Origin of the sequence: Oryzobacter terrae, from assembly GCF_042756445.1 — a bacterium.
Taxonomy (GTDB): domain Bacteria; phylum Actinomycetota; class Actinomycetes; order Actinomycetales; family Dermatophilaceae; genus Oryzobacter; species Oryzobacter terrae.
Map to the genome: position 1 here is coordinate 549,677 of NZ_CP170578.1, position 21,756 is coordinate 571,432.

The following is a 21,756-nucleotide window of genomic DNA, read 5'->3' on the forward strand; positions in this document are numbered from 1 at the left end:
GAGGGTGACCGAACAGCCCGTCCCCGTGCGGTCGTCCGGGGTCGTCGAGACCGGGACCGTGATGACGACCGACGTCGTCGAGCGCGAGGTGCGCGCCGCGACGCGCTGGCACCTGCGCCGTCCCGCCGTCTGGCGCAGCTTCGCGGGGACCTGGGTCCTCGCCTTCGTGCTCGTCGCCCTCGTCCAGTGGGTCATGCCCACCGCACGGCCGGCCCACCCGTGGCTCTTCGGCCTCGCCGCGCTCGTCGCGGCCGCGGGCCTGGTCTGCCTCGACGCCTTCGTCGCGCTGCCGTGGCGCACCCGCCGCATGTTCCGCCGGCTCGTGTCCGCCCAGGCGCCGCCCGGCACGCCGATCCACGCCGCGTGGTCGCCCGACTCGTGGTCGATCGGCACCTTCGCCGCCACGTACACGATCGCCACGTCCTCGGTGACCCGCGGGACCTGGGTCGAGGACGTCCTCGTCATCGACACGACGACCGACAAGTTCTACCTCGTCGCCGGCGAGCTGCTCTCGCCCTCCGCCTGGATGGTCGTCAGCGACGTCCTCGGCGACCGGCTCGTCGACCTCGACCATCCCGGGAGGGGCTGACGCCCGTGTCCGCCCTGCCGGGAGAGCCCGTGCCGGAGGTGGAGCCTGCCCCTCACGTCGTCCACTCGTCGGTGACGAAGGCGGGTGACGACGGTGAGGACGTCGTGCGCGCCCTCACCTGGTGGATGGTCCGGCGCCCGCGGATGTGGCGCTCGCTGCTCATCGCCTACCCCGTCGTGTTCCTCCTCGTCGTCGGCGGCCTGTCGGTCCTCGACCTCTCGTCCGGCGAGTCCGTCCCCGAGGTCGTCCTCGGCCTCCCGCTGCTCGTGCTCGGCACCCTCGCCCTGCTCTCCGGCCTCGCGGGCCTCGAGGCCGTCGCCCGCTGGTGGCAGGTCCGTCGCCTCGTGCGGCGCGTCGTGGGGGCGCAGATCGTCGTCGGGACGGTGACGACCGTGACGATCACCCCGACCGAGGTGACGGCGGCGTACGCGGACTCCGTCCACCGGATCCGGACCCGCTCGGTCGTCGGCGGAGCCTGGGTCGGTGGCGTGCTGGTCCTCGAGACCCGGATGGAGTTCGTCCTCGGGCTCCCCGCCGACCTCGTCGGACCCGACGGCTGGGCCCTCCTCGCCCCGATCCTCGGGTCACGGGTGCGGACCGTCTCGTGACCGACGCTCCCCGCGAGGTGACGACGTCCTACACCTCCACCGAGGCCGTCATCGAGCGCGAGGCCAGGGTGCTCTGGCGCCGGCAGCTCTCCCGGCCGGGGTTCTGGCGCGGCTTCGTCCTGCGCCGGGTCGCCCTGTCGGTCGTCGTCGTCGTGCTGCTCGTCGTCGTCGAGGTCGCCGAGGTCGGCGGGCCGGGCGCGGCCCTGCGCGGCGGGCTCGTCCTCGTGCCGGCGTTCCTCGCGCTCCTCGCCCTCGACGTGTGGATGGTCCGGCGCCGCACCCTGCGGGCGCACCGCGTCCTCACCCGGGCGGGCTGCCCGCCGGGAACGGTCGTCACCGCCGCGTACCGGCCCGACGAGGTCGAGTTCACCCTGCCGACCCACCGGGTGGCCCTCCCGCTGTCGACCGTCACGTCGGCCGTGCACGGCGGCGGCGTCCTCGTCCTGGTGGGCGAGGACGAGGAGACGGCCTGGGTCGTCCCCGACGAGCTCCTCGGGGACGAGGCCGTGCGTGTCCTGCGCGCGGCGCTGGGGACGCGGCTCGTCGAACGGTGAGCGGTGAGCGGTGAGCCTCAGCCGACCTTGTGCAGCCAGCGCACCGGGGCGCCGTCGCCGGCGTAGCGGAACGGCTCGAGCTCGCTGTCCCACTCCGTGCCGAGGAGCTCCTCGATCATCTCCTGCATCGCCTCGGGACTGCCCTGGGCGAGGACGACGACCTCCCGCAGGCGGTCCTCGTTGATGACGGCGTCGCCGCTCGCGGAGGTCCACGTGTGGTGGATGCCCAGACGGGGCGTGTGCGACCAGCGCGAGCCGTCGCAGCCCTGGCTCGGCTCCTCGGTGACCTCGTAGCGCAGGTTCTCCCAGCCCCGCAGGGCCGAGGCGATCCGGGCCCCGGTGCCGGCCTCGCCGGACCAGCTGAGCTCGGTGCGGACGTGGGCGGGGGCGGCGGGCTGGGGGGTCCAGTCGACCGTCACCCGGCCGCCGAGGATGTTCTCGATCGCCCAGACGACGTGCGGGCACAGCGCTTTCGGGGTGGAGTGGACATAGACCACTCCCCGCGTGACGGTGCGCGGCATCACGACAGACATCCTGGCCTCCTTCGCGTGCGAGGGACGTCTTCCCCAACGCCGGTGCACGAGGTGGTGGCCTGGTCGGTCTGCCGGGTGGGCGGTCTCCCGCGTCCGGATGCCGTACGGCTCAGCTGTGTGGGCACGCGTCGGTGCCGTTGTGGTCGTCATCATGCCCCATCGACCCCGGCTGCACCAGCGAAACCACGCAACTCGTGGGCCCCGTGTCCCCCACCCGTCACAGGCGGCGAAGCGCTGTCCTCAGTGGAGGTCGGCGCCGTCCCCGCTCGCGCGGTGCACCTCGAAGGGCTCGGCGTGGCGGATGTGGGGCAGCTGGCGGGCCCAGTAGCGGGCGGTCGCCATGACGAGGTCGGGCTCGAGGTAGTGCCGCGCCGACTGGCTGCGGTAGACGCCGAGGAGGTCGACCTTCTCGCCGACCGTGTCGTCCACCCGCACGAAGCGGGTGGGCGAGAACCCGACACGCGACGAGGGCGACTGGTAGCAGTAGACCTCCGGCACGCGGCGGGTCGCGACGACGACCGCCTCGTGCACGGCCCGGTGGTCCTGGTGCTGGTCCGCCGCGCTGTGGACGTAGACGACCGTCGGCCGCACCGCCGCCACGACCTCCTCGACGAGCCGGGTGAGCCCGACCTCCTCGTCGAGGCGGGTGTCGGCGAGGTCGGCGAGGAGGAGCTCGGCGCCGAGGCGGGTCGCGGCCCCGACGGCCTCGCGCCGCCGGTCCGTCGGCCGCCCGCCCTGGTCGCCGAGCGTCAGGGTGAGGACGGTGACCGCGTGCCCGGCGTCGCGGTGGCGCAGGAGCGTGCCGCCGCAGCCGATCTCGACGTCGTCGGGGTGGGCGCCGACCGCGAGCACCCGGACGTGGGCCGGTGACTCGACGACCTTGGTGAGGACGGCGGCGAGGTCGTCGGGCCGGGCCGGGTCGACGACCTCGGCGACGCCGATGCGCAGGGCGTGGAGCAGCCCGTCGCGCGAGGCGTCCGCACCGGCGAGCGCGCACACGCTGAGCCGCGGGTGCGCGGCCCGGATCCGGGCGAGCACGTCGGCGGCCTCGGCGTCGAGGGCGTCGCAGTCGACGACGAGCACCGAGGGCTCGCCGCTCGTCGCGAGGAACTCCTCGGTGTCGGCCGGCGCCAGGAGGAGCGGGATGAGGTCGAGGGAGGTCAGCGCCCGCAGCGCCGTGTCGGCCGTGCGACGGCACCACAGCACCGCCACCCGCTGGGGTGGCGTCGCGGCACGGTCGACCCCGTCGGGGAGCACAGCACCCCCCGTGGGGCTCGATCCGTCGGAGAGCGTCGCGGGCGACGACGGGACCGGGTCGAGCACGGCACCGACGGTACTGGACGGGCCGGGACGCCGCCGTGGGGTCCGGGATCCCCGTGACACAATCGGCGCTGCTTCGAGGGGCGTTAGCTCAGTCGGTCAGAGCAGCGGACTCATAATCCGTCGGTCGTCGGTTCAAGCCCGACACGCCCCACCACGGTGCCTGTATTGCTGGGCCTGATGCTTGACGGTTGGGCTTCGGTTGATGCGTGACGTTGTTTCGGCTGAGGCTTGACAGTTGCTTCGGTTGATCCTTGACGCTCCCTTGATGAGGGAGATGAGTGTGGCTGAGCAGCGGTACAAGGCGGTTCTGGCGGTCATCAGTGATGGGCGCACGGTCACCGAGGTCGCGGCATCGTGGCAGGTGTCGCGGCAGTCGGTGCATTCGTGGCTGGCGCGCTACGAGGACGGCGGGTTGGAGGCGTTGGCCGACCGGTCGCACCGGCCGGCTTCGTGTCCGCACCAGATGGGTGTGGTGGTCGAGGTCGCGGTGTTGGAGGCCCGGCGCCGGCATCCGGGGTGGGGTCCACGGCGGATCGTGTACGAGCTGGCCAAGGCCGGGCTGGTCGCGAGTGAGTCGGGGGTGTACCGGGCGCTGCGGCGGGCCGGGGTGATCGAGCCCGGGCGGCGCCGGCGCGAGCAGCGGGCGTGGAAGCGGTGGGAACGGGCACGCCCGAACGAGCTGTGGCAGATGGACGTGGTCGGCGGGATCGGCCTGGCCGACGGCTCCAGCGTCAAATGCGTCACCGGGGTCGATGACCACTCCCGGTTCTGCGTCAGCGCCCGCTTGATCGTGCGTGAACGCACCCAGGCGGTGTGCGACGCCCTGGAGCTGGCGCTGGCCACGCACGGGGTGCCTGAACAGATCCTGACCGACAACGGCAAGGTGTTCACCGGCCGGTTCAACCATCCACCCACCGAGGTCCTGTTCGACCGGATCTGCCGCGTCAACGGCATCGAGCACCTGCTGACCAAGCCGCGCTCCCCGACGACCACGGGCAAGATCGAGCGGTTCCACCGCTCCCTGCGTGCGGAGTTCCTCACCGACGCAACGTTCTCCACCTTGGCCGACGCCCAACAACGACTCGACGCCTGGGTGAGCGCCTACCACACCGACCGCCCACACCAAGGGCTGGACATGGCCACCCCCGCCGAGCGCTACGGCACCGGCCCACGACGCCAGGTCAGCACCATCCCGGACCGGTCCGGACCGGACTGGGTCGCCCGCAAGGTCTCCACCGTCGGCGTGGTCTGCGTGTCCTGGCAACAGGTCTCCGTCGGCCGCCACCGCGCCGGGGAACGCTGCGACGTCCACGTCGGCCCCGACATCCTGCAGTTCTGGATCGGCAACGAGCTCCTGCGGACCGTCCCCCGCGACAGCACCGGACCCGTCCGCAACAAACGACCCCTCGGAGGCGCCTTGACCAAAACACCACGCACGACAAACTGAACACCGGGAGTGTCAAGGATCAACCGACACCGAAACGACAAGAATCAGCCGACGATCTACACCCCACCACGGTGCCGCTGGTGGCCCTGACCCGTACGCGGTCAGGGCCGGCTGCTGCGCGGAGGCCTCCGCGCGCGCACCCGTGAGTTTCCGCGCCATCACCGTGACGGCGCAGAAACCTCGGGATGACGCAGGTGCACGTGCGCCGTCCGGGGATTTCCGCGTCATCACCGTGACGGTACGGAGCGGTGCAGCGAGAGCCCGCGGTCAGGAGATCCGGCAGCTCTGGATCCAGAACGTCTTGTACTTGGTGTCGGCCCCGATCGACCCCTGGGCCTTCACCGTGAGCTTGACGTGGAACCCCTGCTGCGGGTGCGCCATGTACGAGGCGAGGAACGGGGAGAGGTCGTACGTCTCCTGCGCGTCGACGTCGGTCCCGCCGCCTGCCTCGTCCTCACCGATGAAGATCTTGTCCTTCTCGAGGAGGACGTCGCGCCCGGTCGGCGGGTGGGCCTCGAAGGTGACGGTGGCGTTGAGCATGCCCTTGTCGAACCCGTAGAAGTCGACCTGGAACACGCAGCCGACGTGCGGCTGGTTGTCCGGCGCCTCGTCGAAGACGACCCCGTCGATCTTGACGGTGCCGTTGTCCCCGGCGGGGTTGCCCGCCACGGCCAGGCTGCTCGGGACGAGCAGTGCGGCCGCGGTCGCGAGGCCCACGGCGAGCGTGCGGCCGACCCTCGATCGCGTGGTCATGTCGGTGATCCCGGGTGGATCGCCCTGCATGTGCAGTGAGTGGTGCTCATCTGTCCTCCATGTGGTTCCCCTGCGTCGAGGCAGCTGGTGCTGCGTCGCGGGTCACACGCTAGGAAGGCGCCAACGAGGCGGGCAATAGCCCATCCGAGCCACCTCGGCCGCCGGTTCTCAGCCGGCTCTGGGGGTGGGCGGGTGTTCCCCTCAGGCCGTCAGGACTCGCGGCCCTGGGCGTGGGCCGGGCCCTCGAGGCCCGGCTTCGGCCGGTCGAGGCGCTCGGGCGTCATCGGCGGGACGGCGAGGCGGGTGCGGACCCCGGTGGGGGTGCGGCCCGACAGCGGGGCGCGGTGGGTGGTCGCGAGGTGGGACAGGTGGAGGCGACGCGCCTCGCGCGTGGGCTGGATCGTGGTGGTCAAGGCTGCTCGACTCCCTCAGGGTGACGGTCGGCGCTACTATTAGCGGAGAACCACTCCGGTTCTACGGACCACCATACGGAGACGCTCTCCGTTTCGCAAGGGAGAACTCTCGTGACGTCCGCCGACACCGGCCGGTCGACCCTCGAGTCACCGCCGGACACCGTTGCCGCACAGGCGACCTCGGCCCCCGCTGACGTCCCGGACGCCGGCGTGGGGCCGGCGCGCCCGAGGCGCGCCGACGCCCGGCGCAACTACGACAGGATCCTCGCGACGGCCCGCGTCGTCTTCACCGAGCACGGCACGGACGCCTCCCTCGACGAGATCGCCAAGCGGGCCGAGGTGGGCCCGGGCACGCTCTACCGCCACTTCCCCACCCGCGAGGCGCTCGTCGACGCCCTGATGCAGGACTGGACCGACCGGGTGTCCGCCGATGCCGACGCGGCGATCGCCACCGGCGCCCCGGCGCCCGTCATGCTCCTCGACTGGTTCGAGCACTTCGTCGACCACATCACCCTCCACCGCGGCGCCGCCTCGAAGATCTGCGCGGCCATGGACGACCCCGCCTCGCCCATGTACCGCAAGTGCCGCGTCATGGGCGAGGCCAACCGGCGCGTCATCGAGCACCTCGACGCGCAGGGCGAGATCCGCGACGGCGTCGACCCGGCCAACGTCATGCGCCTCGTCAGCGGGGTCGCCAGCGTCTCCGACACCAGCCGCGCCGACCTCGACGTCCGCCCGATGCTCGAGGTCGTCGTCGACGGGATCGTCCGCGCCTGAGGTCGGTGACAGCGCCTAGCCTGCTCGGGTGGGATCGGACCCGAGGCGGCTCGACGGGCTGAGCGGCGACGAGGCGTACGCCGCGCTGGCGCTCGAGCACGTCACCGGCGGCGTCGTGCGGGCCCACGACGTCGGTCGCCTCCAGGGCGCCTACGACCTCGACCTCACGCTCCCCCGGGGCCGCCGTGCCGCCGTCGAGGTGACGACCGTCGCCGGGCCGGGTGTGCGCCACCACGACTCGCTCCTCGGACCGAGGTCGCGCGGGCGCGGGCTGCGGCCTCCCCGGATCGAGCTCGACGGCGTCCACGGCCTCGCCGGGCTGGCCGCCGCGACGGGCGACCTGTTCCGGGTGCCGCACATCGCGCGCCGGGCGGCCAAGGTGGCGGCGGTCGCCGAGGTCGACGAGCGGCACCTCTTCATCGGGATCGGCGACGGCGGGCTCCCCCGGCCGCTCTACCTCGCCCTCGGTCGTCCAGGCCCGTCCCTGCCGGACGAGGAGCCCGACCTCGAGCACGAGGCGCTCACCCACCTGTGGCTCGCGACCGCCTGGTCGGGCTCGCCCCTGCTGTGCTGGCGTCGCGGCGGCGGCTGGTCGGTCCACGACCCCGGCCGGTAGAGCGACCAGCGACCCGCGAACCGCGCGTCAGCTGTCGAACCCGATGCCGGCGGCGTCGAGACCACGCAGCCAGAGGTTGCGCCTGCCCGTGCGGTCCTCGGCCGCCAGGCTCGCCCTCGTGGCCCGCACCGCCGCCCAGCGGATCGGCTCGGGCGGGAACGGGACCGGCTTGCGCCGCACCATCCCGAGGCGGGTCACCTCGGTGTCGCGGCCGTCGACGAGGTCGAGGGCGACCCTCGCGCCGAAGCGGGTCGAGGCCACCCCGAGCCCGGTGTACCCGACGGCGTAGGCGAGCCGTCCGCCGAGCGCGGTCCCGAAGACCGGCGTGAACCTCGACGTCGTGTCGATGACGCCGGCCCACCGGTGGGTGAAGCGGACGCCCTCGAGCTGGGGGAAGATCTCGAGGAAGTGGCGGGCGAGCAGGTCGTGCGACGACGACTGCTCGAGGCGCGGGTCGATCCGCCCCGGGAAGTGGTAGTTCGCGTCGTAGCCGCCGAACAGGACCCGGTCGTCGAGGGTGCGGCGGTAGTAGTGGAACTGGTTGCCCGCGTCGGCGAGGCCCTCGCGGCCCTCCCACCCGATGCGTCCGAGCTGCTCGGGCGTCAGCGGCTCGGACATGAGGACGTGGTCGTAGACCGGCAGGGTCCACAGCGCCAGTCGCCGGAGCAGCCCGCGGAAGGCCCCGGTCCCGAGCACGACACGGTCGGCGCGCACGCTCCCCCACTCGGTGCGCACGACGACCGCACCGTCCTCGCGGTCGAACGCCGTGACGGCGGTGTCCTCGTGGACGCGCACACCGAGCCGCTCGGCCGCGGCCGCGAGGCCCCACACGAGGCGTCCCGGATCCACCAGCCCGACGGTGGGGTCGAATACGCCCGCGAGGTAGCGCGGCGAGTCGACCCGTGCCCGGGCCTGCTCCGCCGTGAGGTGGCTGACGTCGACGCCGTGCGCGCGGTGCAGCTCGTAGGCCTCGCGGACCGTCGGCACCTGGTGCTCGGTGAGGGCGAGGGTCAGCTCGCCCGGGACGTGGAAGTCGGCATCGATGCCGTGACGGGTCAGGGTCTCGGCGAGCGCGGCGAAGTTCTCGGTCCCGAGGCGCTCGAGGGTCTCGACCTCGTCGGGCCAGCACGCGATGCCCTGCGCCAGGCCGTGGGTCAGGGACGGCGCCACGAAGCCGCCGTTGCGCCCGGAGGCCGCGACACCGAGCCGCCCCCGCTCGAGGAGGACGACGTCGCGGGACGGGTCGTCCTCCTTGGCCTGCACGGCGGCCCAGAGCCCGGTGAACCCACCGCCCACGACGACGAGGTCGGCGCGGTGGCCCGCTCCCGTCAGGGCGGGGCGCGGGTCGGGTCGCAGCCCGGGGCGGTCGGTCCAGAAGACGTCGGGGGTCGCGTCCGCGAGCGACGCGCGCACGACCGCGGGATCCGGGCTCATGGGCGTCATCATGCCGCCCTCACCCCTCCCGGTGCGCCGCCGACGGGGCTGCGCCGGCATGCCCTACCGTTCGAGCACACCCCCCTCGGTCATGACCTGACCGGCAGGTGCCCACACCCCTGGTCCGGACCCGGAACGCCGGACTCTCGCAGGAGGTCTCTGCCTTGAGGCGATCCATCGCCGTCGTCGCCACCGCCGCGTGCTCCCTCGCGCTGGCCGGCACCACCTCCGCCGCGAGCGCGGGTGCCGCACCGCCCGAGCCGGCACCGCCGGCGGGGGCCGCCGGCTCGGCCATCGCCGGGGGCGCCACGTCCCCTGTGGCGAAGAGCCCGGACGACCGCTACGTCGTCGTCATGCGCCAGGACCCGCTCGTGCGCTCCGCCGGCGCCGGTCGGCTGCACACGGCGGCGGCGAGCTCGCGCGCCTCCGTGCTGCGCGCCGAGCAGGACGCCGCCCTGCGGTCCGCGGGCCTCTCCCGCGCGGACAAGGAGCAGGAGTACACGACGGCCCTCAACGGCTTCGCGGTCGAGACCGACCTCGCCGGGGCGCAGCGTCTGGCCCGCGACCCCGCCGTCGCCCTCGTCGTCCCCGACGCCCTGCGCCAGGTCGACCGCGCGTCCGCATCGTCATCCGCGGCTGCCGCCGCGAAGACCTCGACCTCCCTGTCCCGCAACGGCCTCAACGACTACCTCGGGCTCACCGACCGCGACGAGGCGTACGGCTCGGGCATCACCGGCAGCGGGGTCGTCGTCGGGGTCATCGACACCGGCGTCTGGCCCGAGCACCCGAGCCTGGCACCGCGCCCCGGTCTGCCGGCGCGACCGGTGCTCGACGAGGGCGAGCGCTCGGCGTGCGCGTTCGGCAACACGGCGTGGAACGAGGCCGACGTCGCGTTCGCGTGCAACACCAAGCTCATCGGCGCCCGCGAGTTCCTCGACACCTACAATGCGGCGACCGGCCTGCGCGACACCGAGTTCGACTCCGCCCGGGACGACGACGGGCACGGCACGCACACCTCGACGACGGCCGCCGGCAACGCCGACGTCCGCGCCACCGTCCTCGGCGCCGACCGGGGTGTCGTCTCGGGCATCGCGCCGGACGCGCAGGTCATCGCGTACAAGGCCATCGGCTCGGCCGGCGGGTACGCGTCCGACCTCGTCGCGGCCATCGACCAGGCCGTCGCCGACGGTGTCGACGTCATCAACTTCTCCCTCGGGGGCCCTCCGAACACGGTGTCGCCCGAGGCGATCGCCCTCCTCTTCGCCGCCGACGCCGGGGTCGACGTCGCGGCGTCCGTGGGCAACGCCGGCCCGAACCCCGGCTCCATCGGCGGCCCCGCCGACCTGCCGTGGGTCACCGGCGTGGGCGCCACGACCTTCCCCACCTCGTACGGCGGCACGCTCGAGCTCGACCGGGGTCCGAGCCTGTCGGGCGCCTCGATCACGCCCGGAACGCCCGTCGCGCCCGTCGTCGACGGCGCCGCGGCCGGCTCGGCACCGTGCGTGCCCGGCGCCCTCGACCCCGCGGTCGTCGCGGGCGCGATCGTCGTCTGCGCCGAGGGCGCGGTGGGCGCCGTCGTCAAGAGCATCGCCGTCGAGCAGGCCGGGGGCCTGGGCCTCGTCGTCACCTCCCGCCCCGGCTCGACGCTCACGACCGCCTCCACCCACGTCCCGACCCTCGTGCTCGCCAGTGACGACGCCGCGACCCTGCGCGCCTGGCTCGCCAGGCGGCCCGGCGGGACGGGGCGGCTCGTCAGCGACGGGGTGACCCGCTCCCCCGTCGCGAGCCCGACCGTGGCGCTGTTCTCCGGCCGCGGGGAGAGCCCGACGGCCGGTGACCTCGTCAAGCCCGACCTGACCGCCCCGGGTGTCCAGGTCCTCGCCGGAGCCTCCCCCTCCCCCGCCGACCCGGGGTTCGGCCCCGCCGGCCAGCTCTTCCAGTCGATGTCGGGGGCGTCGATGGCCAGCCCCGTCGTCGCCGGCCTGTCGGCCCTGCTCGCCCAGGCGCACCCCGACTGGACCCCCGCCATGGTCCGCTCCGCCCTCGTGACGACGGCCGACTCCCGGGTCAGGGACAGCGACGGCTCGACCGCCGACCCGTTCGACGCCGGCTCCGGCATCGCGGCCCTCGGCGAGCCGGCGAGCAAGGGCTCGGCCTTCCGCCCGGGCCTGGTCTACGACGCGACCTTCCCCGACTACCTCGGGTTCCTCTGCGACGAGGGACCCTCGCCGTTCCCGGCCGCGGTCTGCGACGACCTCGAGGCGATCGGCTACCCCACCGACGCGCAGAACCTCAACCAGCCGTCCATCGGCGTCGAGGAGGTGCCGGGCCGCACGACCGTCCTGCGCTGGGTCACCAACGTCTCCGGTGCCCGCCTCAAGGCCACGGCGTCCGTCGACGCACCCCAGGGCTTCGCCGTCACGGTCTCCCCGTCGACGGTCGACCTCGCCCCGGGCGCCACGGCGCGCGTGACGCTCTCGGTCGTCGCGAAGTCGTCGGTCGCCACCGGTCGCTGGTCCTTCGGGTCGCTCACCTGGCGCGGTGACGGGTACGAGGTGCGCAGCCCGGTCGCCCTCAAGGGCACCGACCTGCGCGCCCCGGCCGTCGTGACCGGCGACGGAGGGTCGGGCACGGCGAGCGTCCCCGTGGAGATCGGGACCCGCGGGCGGTACGAGGCGGTCCCGCACGGGCTCGTCCCGGCGGTCACGACGACCGGCACCGTCGGCCAGGACCCCGACCAGAGCTTCCCCAGCCCCGATGACGACGCCGGGGTCACGCGTCTCCCCGTCGACCTCACCGGGGTGGCCCACGCCCGGTGGACCCTCGAGGACGACGACGCGGACACCGACCTCGACCTCTACCTCCTCGACGCCTCCGGCGAGGTGGTCGCGTCGAGTGCCGAGGCCGGCACCGCGGAGCTGATCGACCTTGCGCACCCGGCACCGGGGACGTACAGCCTCGTCGTCCACGGCTGGGCCGCCGCCGCGGACACCGCCTTCTCCGTCCGGAGCTGGCTCGTGCCGACGTCGTCCGACGGGTCCCTGCAGGTGACCTCCGGCGGCTCGGGGCCGGTGCGCGTCGGCGACTCGCGGACGGTGGGCCTGACGTGGAGCGGCGCCGCACCGGGCCCGAACCTCGGCCTCGTCGAGCACCTCGTCGACGGCCGCCGGCTCGCCGACACGCTCGTCGAGGTCACCGGGTGAGGTCTCGGTTGGGTATCGATCCCTGTGCGTCGGCTGTCCCCTGACTATCTCCGGGAGCGCCCGGTCGCTAGGTTCCTTGCATGACCGAGCCCCTCGTCGTCCTCAAGGGCGTCAACAAGCACTTCGGTGACCTCCACGTGCTCCAGGACATCGACCTCACGGTCGGCGCGGGCGAGGTCGTCGTCGTCATCGGGCCGTCCGGCTCGGGCAAGTCCACCCTGTGCCGGGCCATCAACCGGCTCGAGACGATCGAGTCGGGGACGATCACCATCGACGGCAAGGAGCTCCCCGAGGAGGGCAAGGAGCTCGCCCAGCTGCGGGCCGACGTCGGGATGGTCTTCCAGTCCTTCAACCTCTTCGCCCACAAGACGATCCTCGAGAACGTCACGCTCGGGCCGATCAAGGTCCGCAGGATGAAGAAGGACGCCGCCGAGAAGCGCGCGATGGAGCTGCTCGAGCGGGTCGGCGTGGCGCACCAGGCGCAGAAGTACCCCGCCCAGCTGTCCGGCGGGCAGCAGCAGCGTGTGGCCATCGCCCGCTCGCTCGCCATGGACCCCAAGGTCATGCTCTTCGACGAGCCGACCTCGGCCCTCGACCCCGAGATGATCAACGAGGTCCTCGACGTCATGACCGGCCTCGCCAAGAGCGGCATGACGATGGTCGTCGTCACCCACGAGATGGGCTTCGCCCGCCGGGCCGCCAACCGCGTCGTGTTCATGGCCGACGGGCAGATCGTCGAGGCCGACACCCCCGAGCAGTTCTTCACCAACCCGAAGAGCGACCGGGCCAAGGACTTCCTCGGGAAGATCCTCACCCACTGACCCACGAGGAACGCAACGCCGCCGTGACCGGGCACCCGGCCCCCACGGCACCCAACAGGAGGAGACAGCACATGACGACTCGACGGATCGGAGCGGTCGCGGCCGCCGCCGTCCTCGCCCTGGGCCTCACGGCCTGTGGCTCGGACGCGGGCGACACCGGGGGCTCCGGGAGCACGGGCGGTGGCGACACCGCCGGCGGCCTGAAGATCGGCATCAAGTTCGACCAGCCCGGACTCGGCCAGAAGAAGGGCTCCGAGTACAGCGGCTTCGACGTCGACGTCGCAACCTACGTCGCCAAGGAGCTCGGCACGGAGGCCGCCGACATCACGTGGGTCCAGGCCCCGAGCGCCCAGCGCGAGACCCTCATCGAGACCGGCCAGGTCGACCTCGTCTTCGCGACCTACTCGATCACCGACAAGCGCAAGGAGAAGGTCTCCTTCGCCGGGCCGTACTTCGTCGCCGGCCAGGACCTCCTCGTCCGCTCCGACGACAGCTCGATCACGGGGCCCGACACCCTCGACGGCAAGAAGCTGTGCTCGGTGACCGGCTCGACCTCGGCGCAGAACGTCAAGGACGACGTCCCCGGCGTCCAGCTGCAGGAGCTCTCGGGCTACTCCGAGTGCCTGCCGGCGCTGGAGAAGGGCACGCTCGACGCCCTGACCACCGACGACACCATCCTCGCCGGCCTGGCGGCCCAGCCCGAGTACGCGGGCAAGTTCAAGGTCGTCGGCAAGCCCTTCTCCACCGAGCGCTACGGCGTCGGCCTCAAGAAGGGCGACACCGCCCTCTGCGAGAAGGTGAACGCGGCCATCAAGAAGATGGTCGAGGACGGCTCCTGGAAGAAGGCCATCGACGCCAACCTCGGCCCGGCGAAGTACACCCCGGGTGCGGGCAACCCGCCCACCCCGGACGCCTGCTCCTGACCCACCGCGAGCCACGGCGTGTGCCGCCCGTCCACCCGGACGGGCGGCACACACCCGTGACCGCCTCGACCGGAAGGAGTCCCCATGGGTGAGATCCTCGAGAACTACGACATCCTCGCCGCGTTCGGGATGACGATCTACCTCACGGTGTTCGCCGCCCTCGGCTCGCTCGTCCTCGGGACGGTCCTGGCCGTCATGCGGGTCTCCCCCGTCGGCGTGCTCCGCTCGATGGGGGCGCTGTACGTCAACATCGTGCGCAACACCCCGCTCACCCTCATTCTCTTCTTCTGCATCCTGGGCCTGCTCTACATCGTCCAGCTGAGCCTGGCCCCGTCGGACTCGCCGACCTCGGTGGTGGACAACGGAATCCGCTGGGCCATCGTCGGCCTCGCCGTCTACCACGCGGCCTTCGTCTGCGAGGCCCTGCGCTCGGGCGTCAACACCGTGCCCGCGGGTCAGGCCGAGGCCGCCCGTGCCATCGGCCTGACCTTCGCGCAGTCGCTGCGCGAGGTGATCCTCCCGCAGGCGTTCCGCGGGTCCATCGCCCCGCTCGGCTCGGTCCTCATCGCCCTGACGAAGAACACCACCGTCGCCTCGGTCATCGGCGTCGCGGAGGCGTCGAACCTCATGAAGGTCATCATCGAGAACGAGACCGCGAGCACGCTGGTGTTCTTCGTCTTCGCCCTCGGCTTCGTCATCCTCACGCTGCCCGTCGGCATCCTCTTCACGTCGCTATCGCGCCGCCTGGCGGTGAAGCGGTGAGCGCCACCTCGATCCTCTTCGACGCACCGGGCCCACGGGCCCGGGCCCGGCACCGCGTCCTCACGGGCTTCGGCATCCTCCTCGCCGCGGGGACGATCGGCGGGATCCTGTGGAAGCTCGGCGAGGCCGGCCAGCTGCGTGCCTCGCTGTGGACGGCCCTGTTCACGTCCGACGCCTGGTTCGAGTACATCGTCCCCGGCATCCTCAAGACGCTCCAGGCCGCGGCCGTCTCGATCGTGCTCGCCATCGTCTTCGGGCTCGTCTTCGGGATGGGTCGCCTGTCGAGCATCGCACCGGTGCGGTGGGTGTGCGGGGTCGTCGTCGAGTTCTTCCGGGCCGTCCCCGTCCTGCTGATGATGTACTTCGCCTTCCGCCTGTACACGGTCAACAACGTCTTCGGCGTCTCCTTCAACTCCTTCTACGCCGTCGTCACCGGGCTGACGCTCTACAACGGCTCGGTCATCGCCGAACTCGTCCGCTCCGGCGTCCACCAGCTGCCCAAGGGGCAGTCGGAGGCGGGCCTGTCGGTGGGGCTCACCCCGACCCAGACGCTGCGCTCGATCCAGCTGCCCCAGGCGCTGACGGCGATGCTCCCGGCGCTCGTGGGCCAGCTCGTCGTCATCCTCAAGGACACCGCGCTCGGCACGGCCATCACCTACCCCGAGCTGCTCCAGCAGACGCGAGACCTCGGCACGGCCTACGGCAACGTCATCCCCGCGTACATCCTCGCGGCGGTGCTCTTCATCCTCATCAACTACGGGTTGACGGTCCTCGCAGGCCGGGTCGAGAAGCGGATCAACCGCCGCGGCAAGACCGCCGGTGGGGCCGCGACGGCCGCGGTGATGCCGGCGGCCCCGGGCACCGAGGCGGGGGCGGACGCCGCACCGGGCGCAGCCCCGCGGTAGCAGCACCCCACCGCCACCGTGCGAGCGCGACGGGCCCGGACCGAGGTGGTCCGGGCCCGTCGCTGTGGGGTGCTCCCCCGGTTGGACTCGAACCAACGTCTCGACTTGTTGGACTCTTGCGGACAGAGGAGGTCAGACATGGCCTCTGACCTGCGCAAACAACCGCTCATCCTGCCGTTCCAACCGGCCAAGAAGTGACGACAAAGGCCTCAGATCGCCGTACGATCCGATGCATGGCCGATGCAAAATCGCCCCGTCGCCGGTTCGGGCAGCTCGCTCGGATGCGCTCGGGACGGTGGCAGGCACGCTTCACCGTCCCACTGGGTCACCCCTCCGGTCGCGGCGGGCAGACCGTCACGGCGCCCCACACGTTCGAGGGGACGACGTACGGCAAGGAGGCTGCAGCCGACTGGCTGCGCGACGAGGAACGACGTCTCATCGCCGAGGGCGCGGCATGGTCCACCCTCGCAGAGCACTCTGCGGCCGAGCGGGCACAGGCCCAAAGCGCGACGGTCCTCACCTTCGCCGAGTTCTCCGCGGTCTGGCTTCGGACCCGCCGCACCAAGCACGGTCCCTTGCAAGACTCCACGCGTCGCGCCTACCGGCTCTGGCTCGACAAGTACCTGCTCCCGACACTCGGCGACCTCCCTCTGAACGACGTCACCCCGACCGCCATCCTGCGGTGGTACGAGGACGTCCTCCCCCATGACAAGCCCAAGACCACCCGCGAGTGCTACGCCCTCGGCTCCGCCATCATGCGTACGGCAACCGCCGCCGACGGCGTGCTCCCTGGAGCCGTCAACCCCTTCAAGATCGACGGTGCCGGATCCATCGGCTCCCGCTCACGTGCCCGCACCGAGGTGATCGACGACCATGACCTCCACGTGATCATGTCGACCGTCCGCGCCGAGTGGCGGGCCATGGTGGCGCTCGCCCTCGGATGCGGACTGCGCTTCGGCGAGATCATCGCGCTACGACGGTCCGACGTCGATCTGAAGGCGAGCCCCCCTGTCGTGCGGGTCACCCGCGCCGTGGGTACGGGTCCCGGCGGACGTCGCTACGAGAAGGGCCCGAAGAGCTCTGCCGGCGAACGCGACCAACGCGTGCCGGCCTCTGTCGTCGACGTCCTGAACGAACATCTCCGCGCCTACGTCACCGGCAGAGACGGCCTCCTCTTCCCCGCCCCAGGTGGTGGTTGGCTGTCCGAGACCCGCTTCCGGAAGGCATCCGGAGGCTGGCTCGACGTCCGCGACGCCGTCGGTCGGCCCATCAACTTCCACGACCTCCGGGCCACGGGCGCCACTCGCATGGCCCAGCGAGGCGCCCACATCGACGAGGTGAAGGTGTTTCTCGGCGACAGTTCTACGCAAGCGGCCGAACGCTATGTGAGAGCGACACAGAGCCGGATGGATGACCTCACCGCGGCCGCTTTCGCAACGGTCGACTTCGGGACGGCGGGATAAAGGAGTTCTTCATCATGAGCGGGGTGGGCCGGAACCGGCATTGCCGACGTGTCGCCGGAGACTGATCAGGCCGCACGCATAGCTCACCTGGGGTTTCTGTCGTCTGCGGTGGGGCCCTGACGTCAGGATGACGGCGCGCGTCTCGGGTGCGGATTGCGCGCTCACGCGTCGCCGCAGTCCATGGAACGGAGTCCGTTGTGGGCATTGTCCCCACCGCACCCGGTAGCCCCACGACCCCGCACAGAAGCACTCGCAGAGCGGGTGGTACGCGCGGGGGGAGGAGCGGTCGCTGGTCGCCGTCCTCCGCGACCGCAGCCTGCACCGGGACCAGACTGGCCGGCGGTGCGGGTCAGCCAGCGCCTCGTCACCACCGCCGGTCTAACGATCTGGCGACGCTCGCCGCCCGAGGCCGGACGGCGCGGGAGGTCGCCCAGCATCTGCACATCTCGATCGGAACGGCTCGCATCCACATGCTGCCGGTGCGCGAAGAGGTCCGCAATCCATGCGCACGTTTGCCCCAGTTCCTCGCCGAAGGGATCCGAGCGCGAGGGTACCGCGGCACCTGCAGGACGAGGGTGGTCACTACGACTGTCCTGCGCAGGGTGCACGACGTGTGCACCGGTGACGGACCTCACGCCGTGGCTCGATCTAGCCATGCCGAGGACCATCCAACAGCCCCAACGGGCTATGTCCACGGGCTTTCGCGGGGCCCTAGGCTCGGCTTGGACCGGAGGCTCGCACCGGGCGGGGCGCCGAGCGGTGTCCAGCATCGGACGGACGTCGGTCGTGGCCGGGGCACCACCTCCGGGCCGAGCATGACCCAGGCCAGCAGGAGGCCGCCATGACGTCGTCGCAGGGACGCCGCCGCATCGCCGTGGCTGGCGTGGCCGCGGTCTTCACCACCGCCGCGCTCGTCGCGGTCCAGCCGAGCAGCGCCACCCAGAGTACGTGCGCCGAGACCACCGGCGCCGGGTGGACGGCCACGCTGTGCCTATCGGCCGAGGCCGGGTCGACGGCCACAGGACCGGTCCAGGTCACCGCCACCGTCGACGTGTCCGCTGGGGGGCCGCGCGTCGCCAAGGCGGAGTTCGCCCTGCGTGAGGGTTACCTCCTCACCGACTACGAGGCGCCGTACACCTTCGTGCTCGACACCGCCGACTTCGTCGACGGGCCTGCCACCCTGAGCGCCCAGTCGATCTTCCGGGACGGGTCGATGTCCGAGTCCGCCTCGGTGGACCTCGGATTCGACAACGGGGTGAGGAAGCCCCCCCGGCCAACGGGAACCTACACCGCCCCGTCGAGCCCGCCGTCGACGAAGACCGACCCCCTCGTCGTGGCCGCGGTAGGCGACGGTGCCGGTGGTGAGCGGGCGGCTACCGAGGTGACCGACATGATCGCCTCCTGGAGCCCGGAGATGCTCACCTATCTCGGCGATGTGTACGACGACGGGACGATCACCGAGTTCAAGAACTGGTACGGCGACTCCACCCACTGGTACGGCCGCTTCAGGGACATCACGGCCCCCGTCATCGGCAACCACGAGTACAACCGCACGCCCAGCGGCGCATTCGAGGCCGACGGCTACTTCCGCTACTGGAACGACGTCCCTCATTACTACAGCTTCGAGGCCGGCGGCTGGCACGTCGTGTCACTCGACTCGACCACGCAGTACAACCAGACCGCCGCCGGGACGGCGCAGTTCGAGTGGCTCGTCGATGACCTCGCGAGTCGTGCCAACCCGTGCACGGTGGTGCTCTGGCACCACCCGCTGAACACTGTGGGCAGTGAGGGCCCATCGCAGAGACTCGCCGCCATGTGGCGGGTCTTGCGCGAGAACGACGTCACCCTCGTCCTCAACGGGCACGACCACCAGTTCCAGCACTGGGGCCCGCTCGACGGTGCCCAGCAGCCCGACCCCGACGGCGTCACGCAGATGGTCTCCGGGGCCGGGGGCCACTCGAGCCAGAGCATCACCAGCACCGACCCCCGCGTCCTAGCCACGGCTCAGGCCTACGGCGCGTTGCGACTCGAAGTGCGCCCGGAGCGGATCGACTACACCTACCGCACGCCCGACGGCGGCACCGGCAAGGTGCTCGACACCGGCTTCGTGCGGTGTACGGCCCTCCCGGACGACGCGAGCCCCCCGACCCAGCCGACCGCGCTCACGGCGACGCTGCGCACGAGCGGCACCGCCACCTCCTCGGCCGACCTCGCCTGGGCCGCGGCCGATGACGACCGTGGGGTCGCCCAGTACCGCGTTCGGCAGAACGGTGCCGTCCTGGCCACCCTTCCCGCGGGGACCCGGACGCACACCGCCAACCACCTCTCCGCCTCCGGCACCTTCAGCTTCACAGTCACCGCGCTCGACGCCGCAGGCAACGAGTCACCCACTTCGACCGAAGCGCAGGTGACGACGCCGGCACCGACACCGGTGGTCGAGGTCACGACGACCGATGCCGACACGTACACCTCCGAGCAGCTGCCCACGAGGAACTACGGACGGGCGACGGCCCTACGGGTCGACGCGGACCCCGGCACCAACACCTACCTTCGCTTCGCCGTGACCGGGTCGCACCCGGACGTCACTTCGGCTCGGCTTCGGCTGTGGGCCACGTCAAAAGCGACCGCCGGTGTCCGCGTCGCCAGCGTGCCGACGACGTGGGGCGAGACCACACTTACTGCCGCCACGGCTCCGGCTCCCGGAGCCCTGCTAGCGTCGAGCGGCTCGGTGGCGGCCGGATCGTGGGTCGAACTCGACGTCACGCCCGCCGTCGTCGGCAACGGCACGTACGCCTTCCGAGTGACGACGACGGGCACGACGACCGGCGCCTTCACGAGCCGTGAGGCCGGGGCCGCGACGGCCCCCCGCCTCGTCGTCAGCAGCCGACCACCGCCGGACACCTCACCACCGTCCGTCCCCCAGGCCGTCGTCGCCACGGCGGTGTCCCAGAGCCGCGTCGAGCTGTCGTGGGCTGCCTCGACCGACAACGACGGGGTCTCCTACTACACCCTGTACCGCGACGGGGTCGCCAGGGACGTCGTTCCGGCCGGCACGCGCACCTACGTCGACGCCGACGTCAACGCTGGCAGGACCTACGTCTACGCCGTGGACGCGGTCGACCCGTCGGAGAACCGCTCCGCGAGGAGTGCCGCGGCCTCAGTGAGCCCGCCGGACGAGACACCGCCCGAGCTCCCGGACCCGTACGACGTCGTCCTGACGGGACCGACGACGGTCAGCATCCGCTGGGGCGCGTCGACCGACAACGTCGGGATCACCGGGTACCGCCTGAAGCGGGACAACGCAACCGTCGGCGAACTGTCCGCCTCCGCCACATCGTTCGACGATGACACGGTGGATCCGGGTACCACGTACACGTACGCGCTCAGCGCCTCCGACGCCGCGGCGAACCGGTCCGACACGGTGTTCGCCACGATCACCGTCCCGCAGGAGTCAGGCGGTTCGCCCCCGACGGTGCCCGGTGGTGTCACCGCGACCCCCACGGGTGAGCGCGCTGTCAACGTCGAGTGGACCACGTCGACGGACGACACTGGATTGAGCGGTTACGAGATCTTCCGCGACGGCGCCTCCGTCGGGCTCGCTGGCGCCAGCGCCACGGCGTGGAACGACACCGGGCTCGCCCCGGCGACCGCGTACGCCTACACCGTGCGGGCAATCGACGAGAACGCAAACTTCTCGGCCCTGTCGGACCCACCCGCGGTGGCCACGACGTGGGCTCCCGACACGACGCCGCCCTCGGTGCCCGGTGACGTGGCGGCCGCGGGGGCGAGCCTGACCTCGATCGCGGTGTCCTGGTCGGGGTCCACCGACGACCGCGGCGTCAGCGGTTACCGGGTCCACCGGGACGGCGCCGCTGTGGGCGGGGACCTCCCGGCGACGGCGAGGTCATACACGGACACCGGGCTGGCGTCCGGGTCGACGCACGCCTACACCGTCGACGCCGTCGACGCGGCCGGCAACCGGTCGTCCCCGTCCGTCCCGGTGACCGCCCGGACGGTTGTGCCGGAGCCGACGACGCAGACCTTCCTCGTGACAGCCGACGCCTACATCAACGCTGCGTCCCCGACCTCGAGGTACGGGTCCGCCACGACGCTGCGGCTCGACGGTGACCCCGTGCTCAGCTCGTACCTGCGCTTCACGACGAGCAACCTGCAGCCGGTGGTCAGCTCTGCCGTCCTTCGCGTCCAGGCCAACGCGCGCAACACCAGCTCGGTGCAGGCGCGCACGACCAGCGCGACGTGGGACGAGTCGACGATCTCCTGGTCGACTGCACCGGCCGCGGGAGCGGTGGTCGGGTCGGCCCCGCCGACGAGTGCCGCCGGGTGGGTCGACATCCCCGTCACCGCCGCGGTCGCCGGCAACGGCACCGTGACCTTCGTCCTCACTCAGTCAGGACCCACGGCGGTTGCGTACCAGGCGAGGGAGGCGGGAGCGACGACCGCCGCCGTCCTAGTGGTCACCTCGTCCACCTGACCCGAGGGCCACCGGTCCGATTCAGGGGTGACCGGTGATGGGGGCAGGGCCCCTCCGGTACACGAGTCCGGAGGGGCCCTCGTCATGACCGGCGCGATGTGGCGCACCGACGTCGGTCGTCGCGAGGACGACCGATGCCT

The 21,756-nt window shown here is 72.1% G+C and carries 18 protein-coding genes and 1 tRNA gene; 14 read left to right on the top strand and 5 right to left on the bottom strand.

Features of this window, described 5'->3' with window-relative positions:
- Nucleotides 1-4 precede the first annotated feature (4 nt).
- Genes ACFWN3_RS02640 through ACFWN3_RS02650 form a run of 3 tightly spaced genes read left to right on the top strand, consistent with a single transcriptional unit; the run spans nucleotide 5 to nucleotide 1,751 of the window.
- The gene (locus ACFWN3_RS02640; protein ID WP_377643169.1) at nucleotides 5-589 is read left to right on the top strand and encodes a hypothetical protein; all 585 of its coding nucleotides are present in this window, start codon (nucleotides 5-7) and stop codon (nucleotides 587-589) included.
- Nucleotides 590-594: 5 nt separating this feature from the next.
- Nucleotides 595-1,197, top strand: coding sequence for a hypothetical protein (locus tag ACFWN3_RS02645; RefSeq protein WP_377643172.1), 603 nt, complete (start codon nucleotides 595-597; stop codon nucleotides 1,195-1,197).
- Entirely contained in the window at nucleotides 1,194-1,751 is a 558-nt protein-coding gene (locus tag ACFWN3_RS02650) for a hypothetical protein (RefSeq protein WP_377643174.1), read from the top strand. Before ACFWN3_RS02645 ends, ACFWN3_RS02650 begins: the two co-directional genes overlap by 4 nt.
- Before the next feature lie 17 nt (nucleotides 1,752-1,768).
- On the opposite strand, the gene ACFWN3_RS02655 is transcribed toward ACFWN3_RS02650, so the two are convergent.
- Both ACFWN3_RS02655 and ACFWN3_RS02660 read right to left on the bottom strand, forming a co-directional pair.
- Nucleotides 1,769-2,284, bottom strand: coding sequence for a DUF3145 domain-containing protein (locus tag ACFWN3_RS02655; RefSeq protein ID WP_377643175.1), 516 nt, complete (start codon nucleotides 2,282-2,284; stop codon nucleotides 1,769-1,771).
- Between the two features lie 240 nt (nucleotides 2,285-2,524).
- Entirely contained in the window at nucleotides 2,525-3,607 is a 1,083-nt protein-coding gene (locus ACFWN3_RS02660) for a PIG-L family deacetylase (RefSeq protein WP_377643177.1), read from the bottom strand.
- A gap of 77 nt (nucleotides 3,608-3,684) precedes the next feature.
- Between ACFWN3_RS02660 and ACFWN3_RS02665 the strand changes: the two genes are divergently transcribed.
- Nucleotides 3,685-3,761: transfer RNA gene (locus ACFWN3_RS02665), tRNA-Ile, on the top strand.
- Between the two features lie 111 nt (nucleotides 3,762-3,872).
- Complete coding sequence (locus ACFWN3_RS02670; protein WP_377643179.1) at nucleotides 3,873-5,054, top strand: IS481 family transposase; 1,182 nt, start codon at nucleotides 3,873-3,875, stop codon at nucleotides 5,052-5,054.
- Nucleotides 5,055-5,321: 267 nt separating this feature from the next.
- On the opposite strand, the gene ACFWN3_RS02675 is transcribed toward ACFWN3_RS02670, so the two are convergent.
- Nucleotides 5,322-5,807, bottom strand: a complete 486-nt coding sequence (locus tag ACFWN3_RS02675) for a hypothetical protein (RefSeq protein ID WP_377643181.1) — start codon at nucleotides 5,805-5,807, stop codon at nucleotides 5,322-5,324.
- 209 nt (nucleotides 5,808-6,016) lie between these two features.
- On the bottom strand, nucleotides 6,017-6,220 hold the full coding sequence (locus ACFWN3_RS02680; protein WP_377643183.1) for a hypothetical protein: 204 nt from the start codon (nucleotides 6,218-6,220) through the stop codon (nucleotides 6,017-6,019).
- A gap of 111 nt (nucleotides 6,221-6,331) precedes the next feature.
- On the opposite strand from ACFWN3_RS02680, the gene ACFWN3_RS02685 reads away from it, so the two are divergent.
- On the top strand, nucleotides 6,332-6,997 hold the full coding sequence (locus ACFWN3_RS02685) for a TetR/AcrR family transcriptional regulator (protein ID WP_377643185.1): 666 nt from the start codon (nucleotides 6,332-6,334) through the stop codon (nucleotides 6,995-6,997).
- Between the two features lie 28 nt (nucleotides 6,998-7,025).
- The gene (locus ACFWN3_RS02690) at nucleotides 7,026-7,613 is read left to right on the top strand and encodes a hypothetical protein (RefSeq protein ID WP_377643187.1); all 588 of its coding nucleotides are present in this window, start codon (nucleotides 7,026-7,028) and stop codon (nucleotides 7,611-7,613) included.
- 27 nt (nucleotides 7,614-7,640) lie between these two features.
- Here ACFWN3_RS02690 and ACFWN3_RS02695 read toward each other — a convergent pair whose 3' ends face one another.
- On the bottom strand, nucleotides 7,641-9,047 hold the full coding sequence (locus ACFWN3_RS02695; RefSeq protein WP_377643188.1) for an NAD(P)/FAD-dependent oxidoreductase: 1,407 nt from the start codon (nucleotides 9,045-9,047) through the stop codon (nucleotides 7,641-7,643).
- Between the two features lie 164 nt (nucleotides 9,048-9,211).
- On the opposite strand from ACFWN3_RS02695, the gene ACFWN3_RS02700 reads away from it, so the two are divergent.
- The 7 genes from ACFWN3_RS02700 to ACFWN3_RS02730 all read left to right on the top strand — a co-directional run bounded on the left by ACFWN3_RS02700 (nucleotide 9,212) and on the right by ACFWN3_RS02730 (nucleotide 21,616).
- Nucleotides 9,212-12,250: a S8 family serine peptidase gene (locus tag ACFWN3_RS02700; protein ID WP_377643190.1), complete on the top strand. Its 3,039-nt coding sequence runs from the start codon at nucleotides 9,212-9,214 to the stop codon at nucleotides 12,248-12,250.
- An 80-nt stretch (nucleotides 12,251-12,330) separates the two neighbouring features.
- Nucleotides 12,331-13,071, top strand: coding sequence for an amino acid ABC transporter ATP-binding protein (locus tag ACFWN3_RS02705; RefSeq protein ID WP_377643192.1), 741 nt, complete (start codon nucleotides 12,331-12,333; stop codon nucleotides 13,069-13,071).
- Between the two features lie 71 nt (nucleotides 13,072-13,142).
- Nucleotides 13,143-13,994 (top strand): glutamate ABC transporter substrate-binding protein, encoded by an 852-nt coding sequence (locus ACFWN3_RS02710; RefSeq protein WP_377643193.1) that lies wholly within the window; start codon nucleotides 13,143-13,145, stop codon nucleotides 13,992-13,994.
- An 84-nt stretch (nucleotides 13,995-14,078) separates the two neighbouring features.
- Nucleotides 14,079-14,756 carry an amino acid ABC transporter permease gene (locus ACFWN3_RS02715; RefSeq protein ID WP_377643195.1) on the top strand — a complete coding sequence of 226 codons (678 nt, stop codon included), beginning with the start codon at nucleotides 14,079-14,081 and terminating at the stop codon, nucleotides 14,754-14,756.
- A complete protein-coding gene (locus ACFWN3_RS02720) occupies nucleotides 14,753-15,661 on the top strand; it encodes an amino acid ABC transporter permease (RefSeq protein WP_377643197.1) in 909 nt (302 codons plus the stop codon). Before ACFWN3_RS02715 ends, ACFWN3_RS02720 begins: the two co-directional genes overlap by 4 nt.
- A gap of 233 nt (nucleotides 15,662-15,894) precedes the next feature.
- Nucleotides 15,895-17,124, top strand: a complete 1,230-nt coding sequence (locus ACFWN3_RS02725) for a tyrosine-type recombinase/integrase (protein ID WP_377643199.1) — start codon at nucleotides 15,895-15,897, stop codon at nucleotides 17,122-17,124.
- An 841-nt stretch (nucleotides 17,125-17,965) separates the two neighbouring features.
- Nucleotides 17,966-21,616 carry a DNRLRE domain-containing protein gene (locus ACFWN3_RS02730; RefSeq protein WP_377643200.1) on the top strand — a complete coding sequence of 1,217 codons (3,651 nt, stop codon included), beginning with the start codon at nucleotides 17,966-17,968 and terminating at the stop codon, nucleotides 21,614-21,616.
- The last annotated feature ends 140 nt before the right edge of the window (nucleotides 21,617-21,756 follow it).

Bases quoted from the DNA above. Each gene is read 5' to 3' on its own strand.
- ACFWN3_RS02655 (WP_377643175.1), bottom strand. From the start codon at position 2,284: ATGTCTGTCGTGATGCCGCGCACCGTCACGCGGGGAGTGGTCTATGTC.
- ACFWN3_RS02670 (WP_377643179.1), top strand. From the start codon at position 3,873: ATGAGGGAGATGAGTGTGGCTGAGCAGCGGTACAAGGCGGTTCTGGCG.
- ACFWN3_RS02675 (WP_377643181.1), bottom strand. From the start codon at position 5,807: ATGACCACGCGATCGAGGGTCGGCCGCACGCTCGCCGTGGGCCTCGCG.
- ACFWN3_RS02695 (WP_377643188.1), bottom strand. From the start codon at position 9,047: ATGAGCCCGGATCCCGCGGTCGTGCGCGCGTCGCTCGCGGACGCGACC.
- ACFWN3_RS02705 (WP_377643192.1), top strand. From the start codon at position 12,331: ATGACCGAGCCCCTCGTCGTCCTCAAGGGCGTCAACAAGCACTTCGGT.
- ACFWN3_RS02710 (WP_377643193.1), top strand. From the start codon at position 13,143: ATGACGACTCGACGGATCGGAGCGGTCGCGGCCGCCGCCGTCCTCGCC.
- ACFWN3_RS02715 (WP_377643195.1), top strand. From the start codon at position 14,079: ATGGGTGAGATCCTCGAGAACTACGACATCCTCGCCGCGTTCGGGATG.
- ACFWN3_RS02725 (WP_377643199.1), top strand. From the start codon at position 15,895: ATGGCCGATGCAAAATCGCCCCGTCGCCGGTTCGGGCAGCTCGCTCGG.
- ACFWN3_RS02730 (WP_377643200.1), top strand. From the start codon at position 17,966: ATGACGTCGTCGCAGGGACGCCGCCGCATCGCCGTGGCTGGCGTGGCC.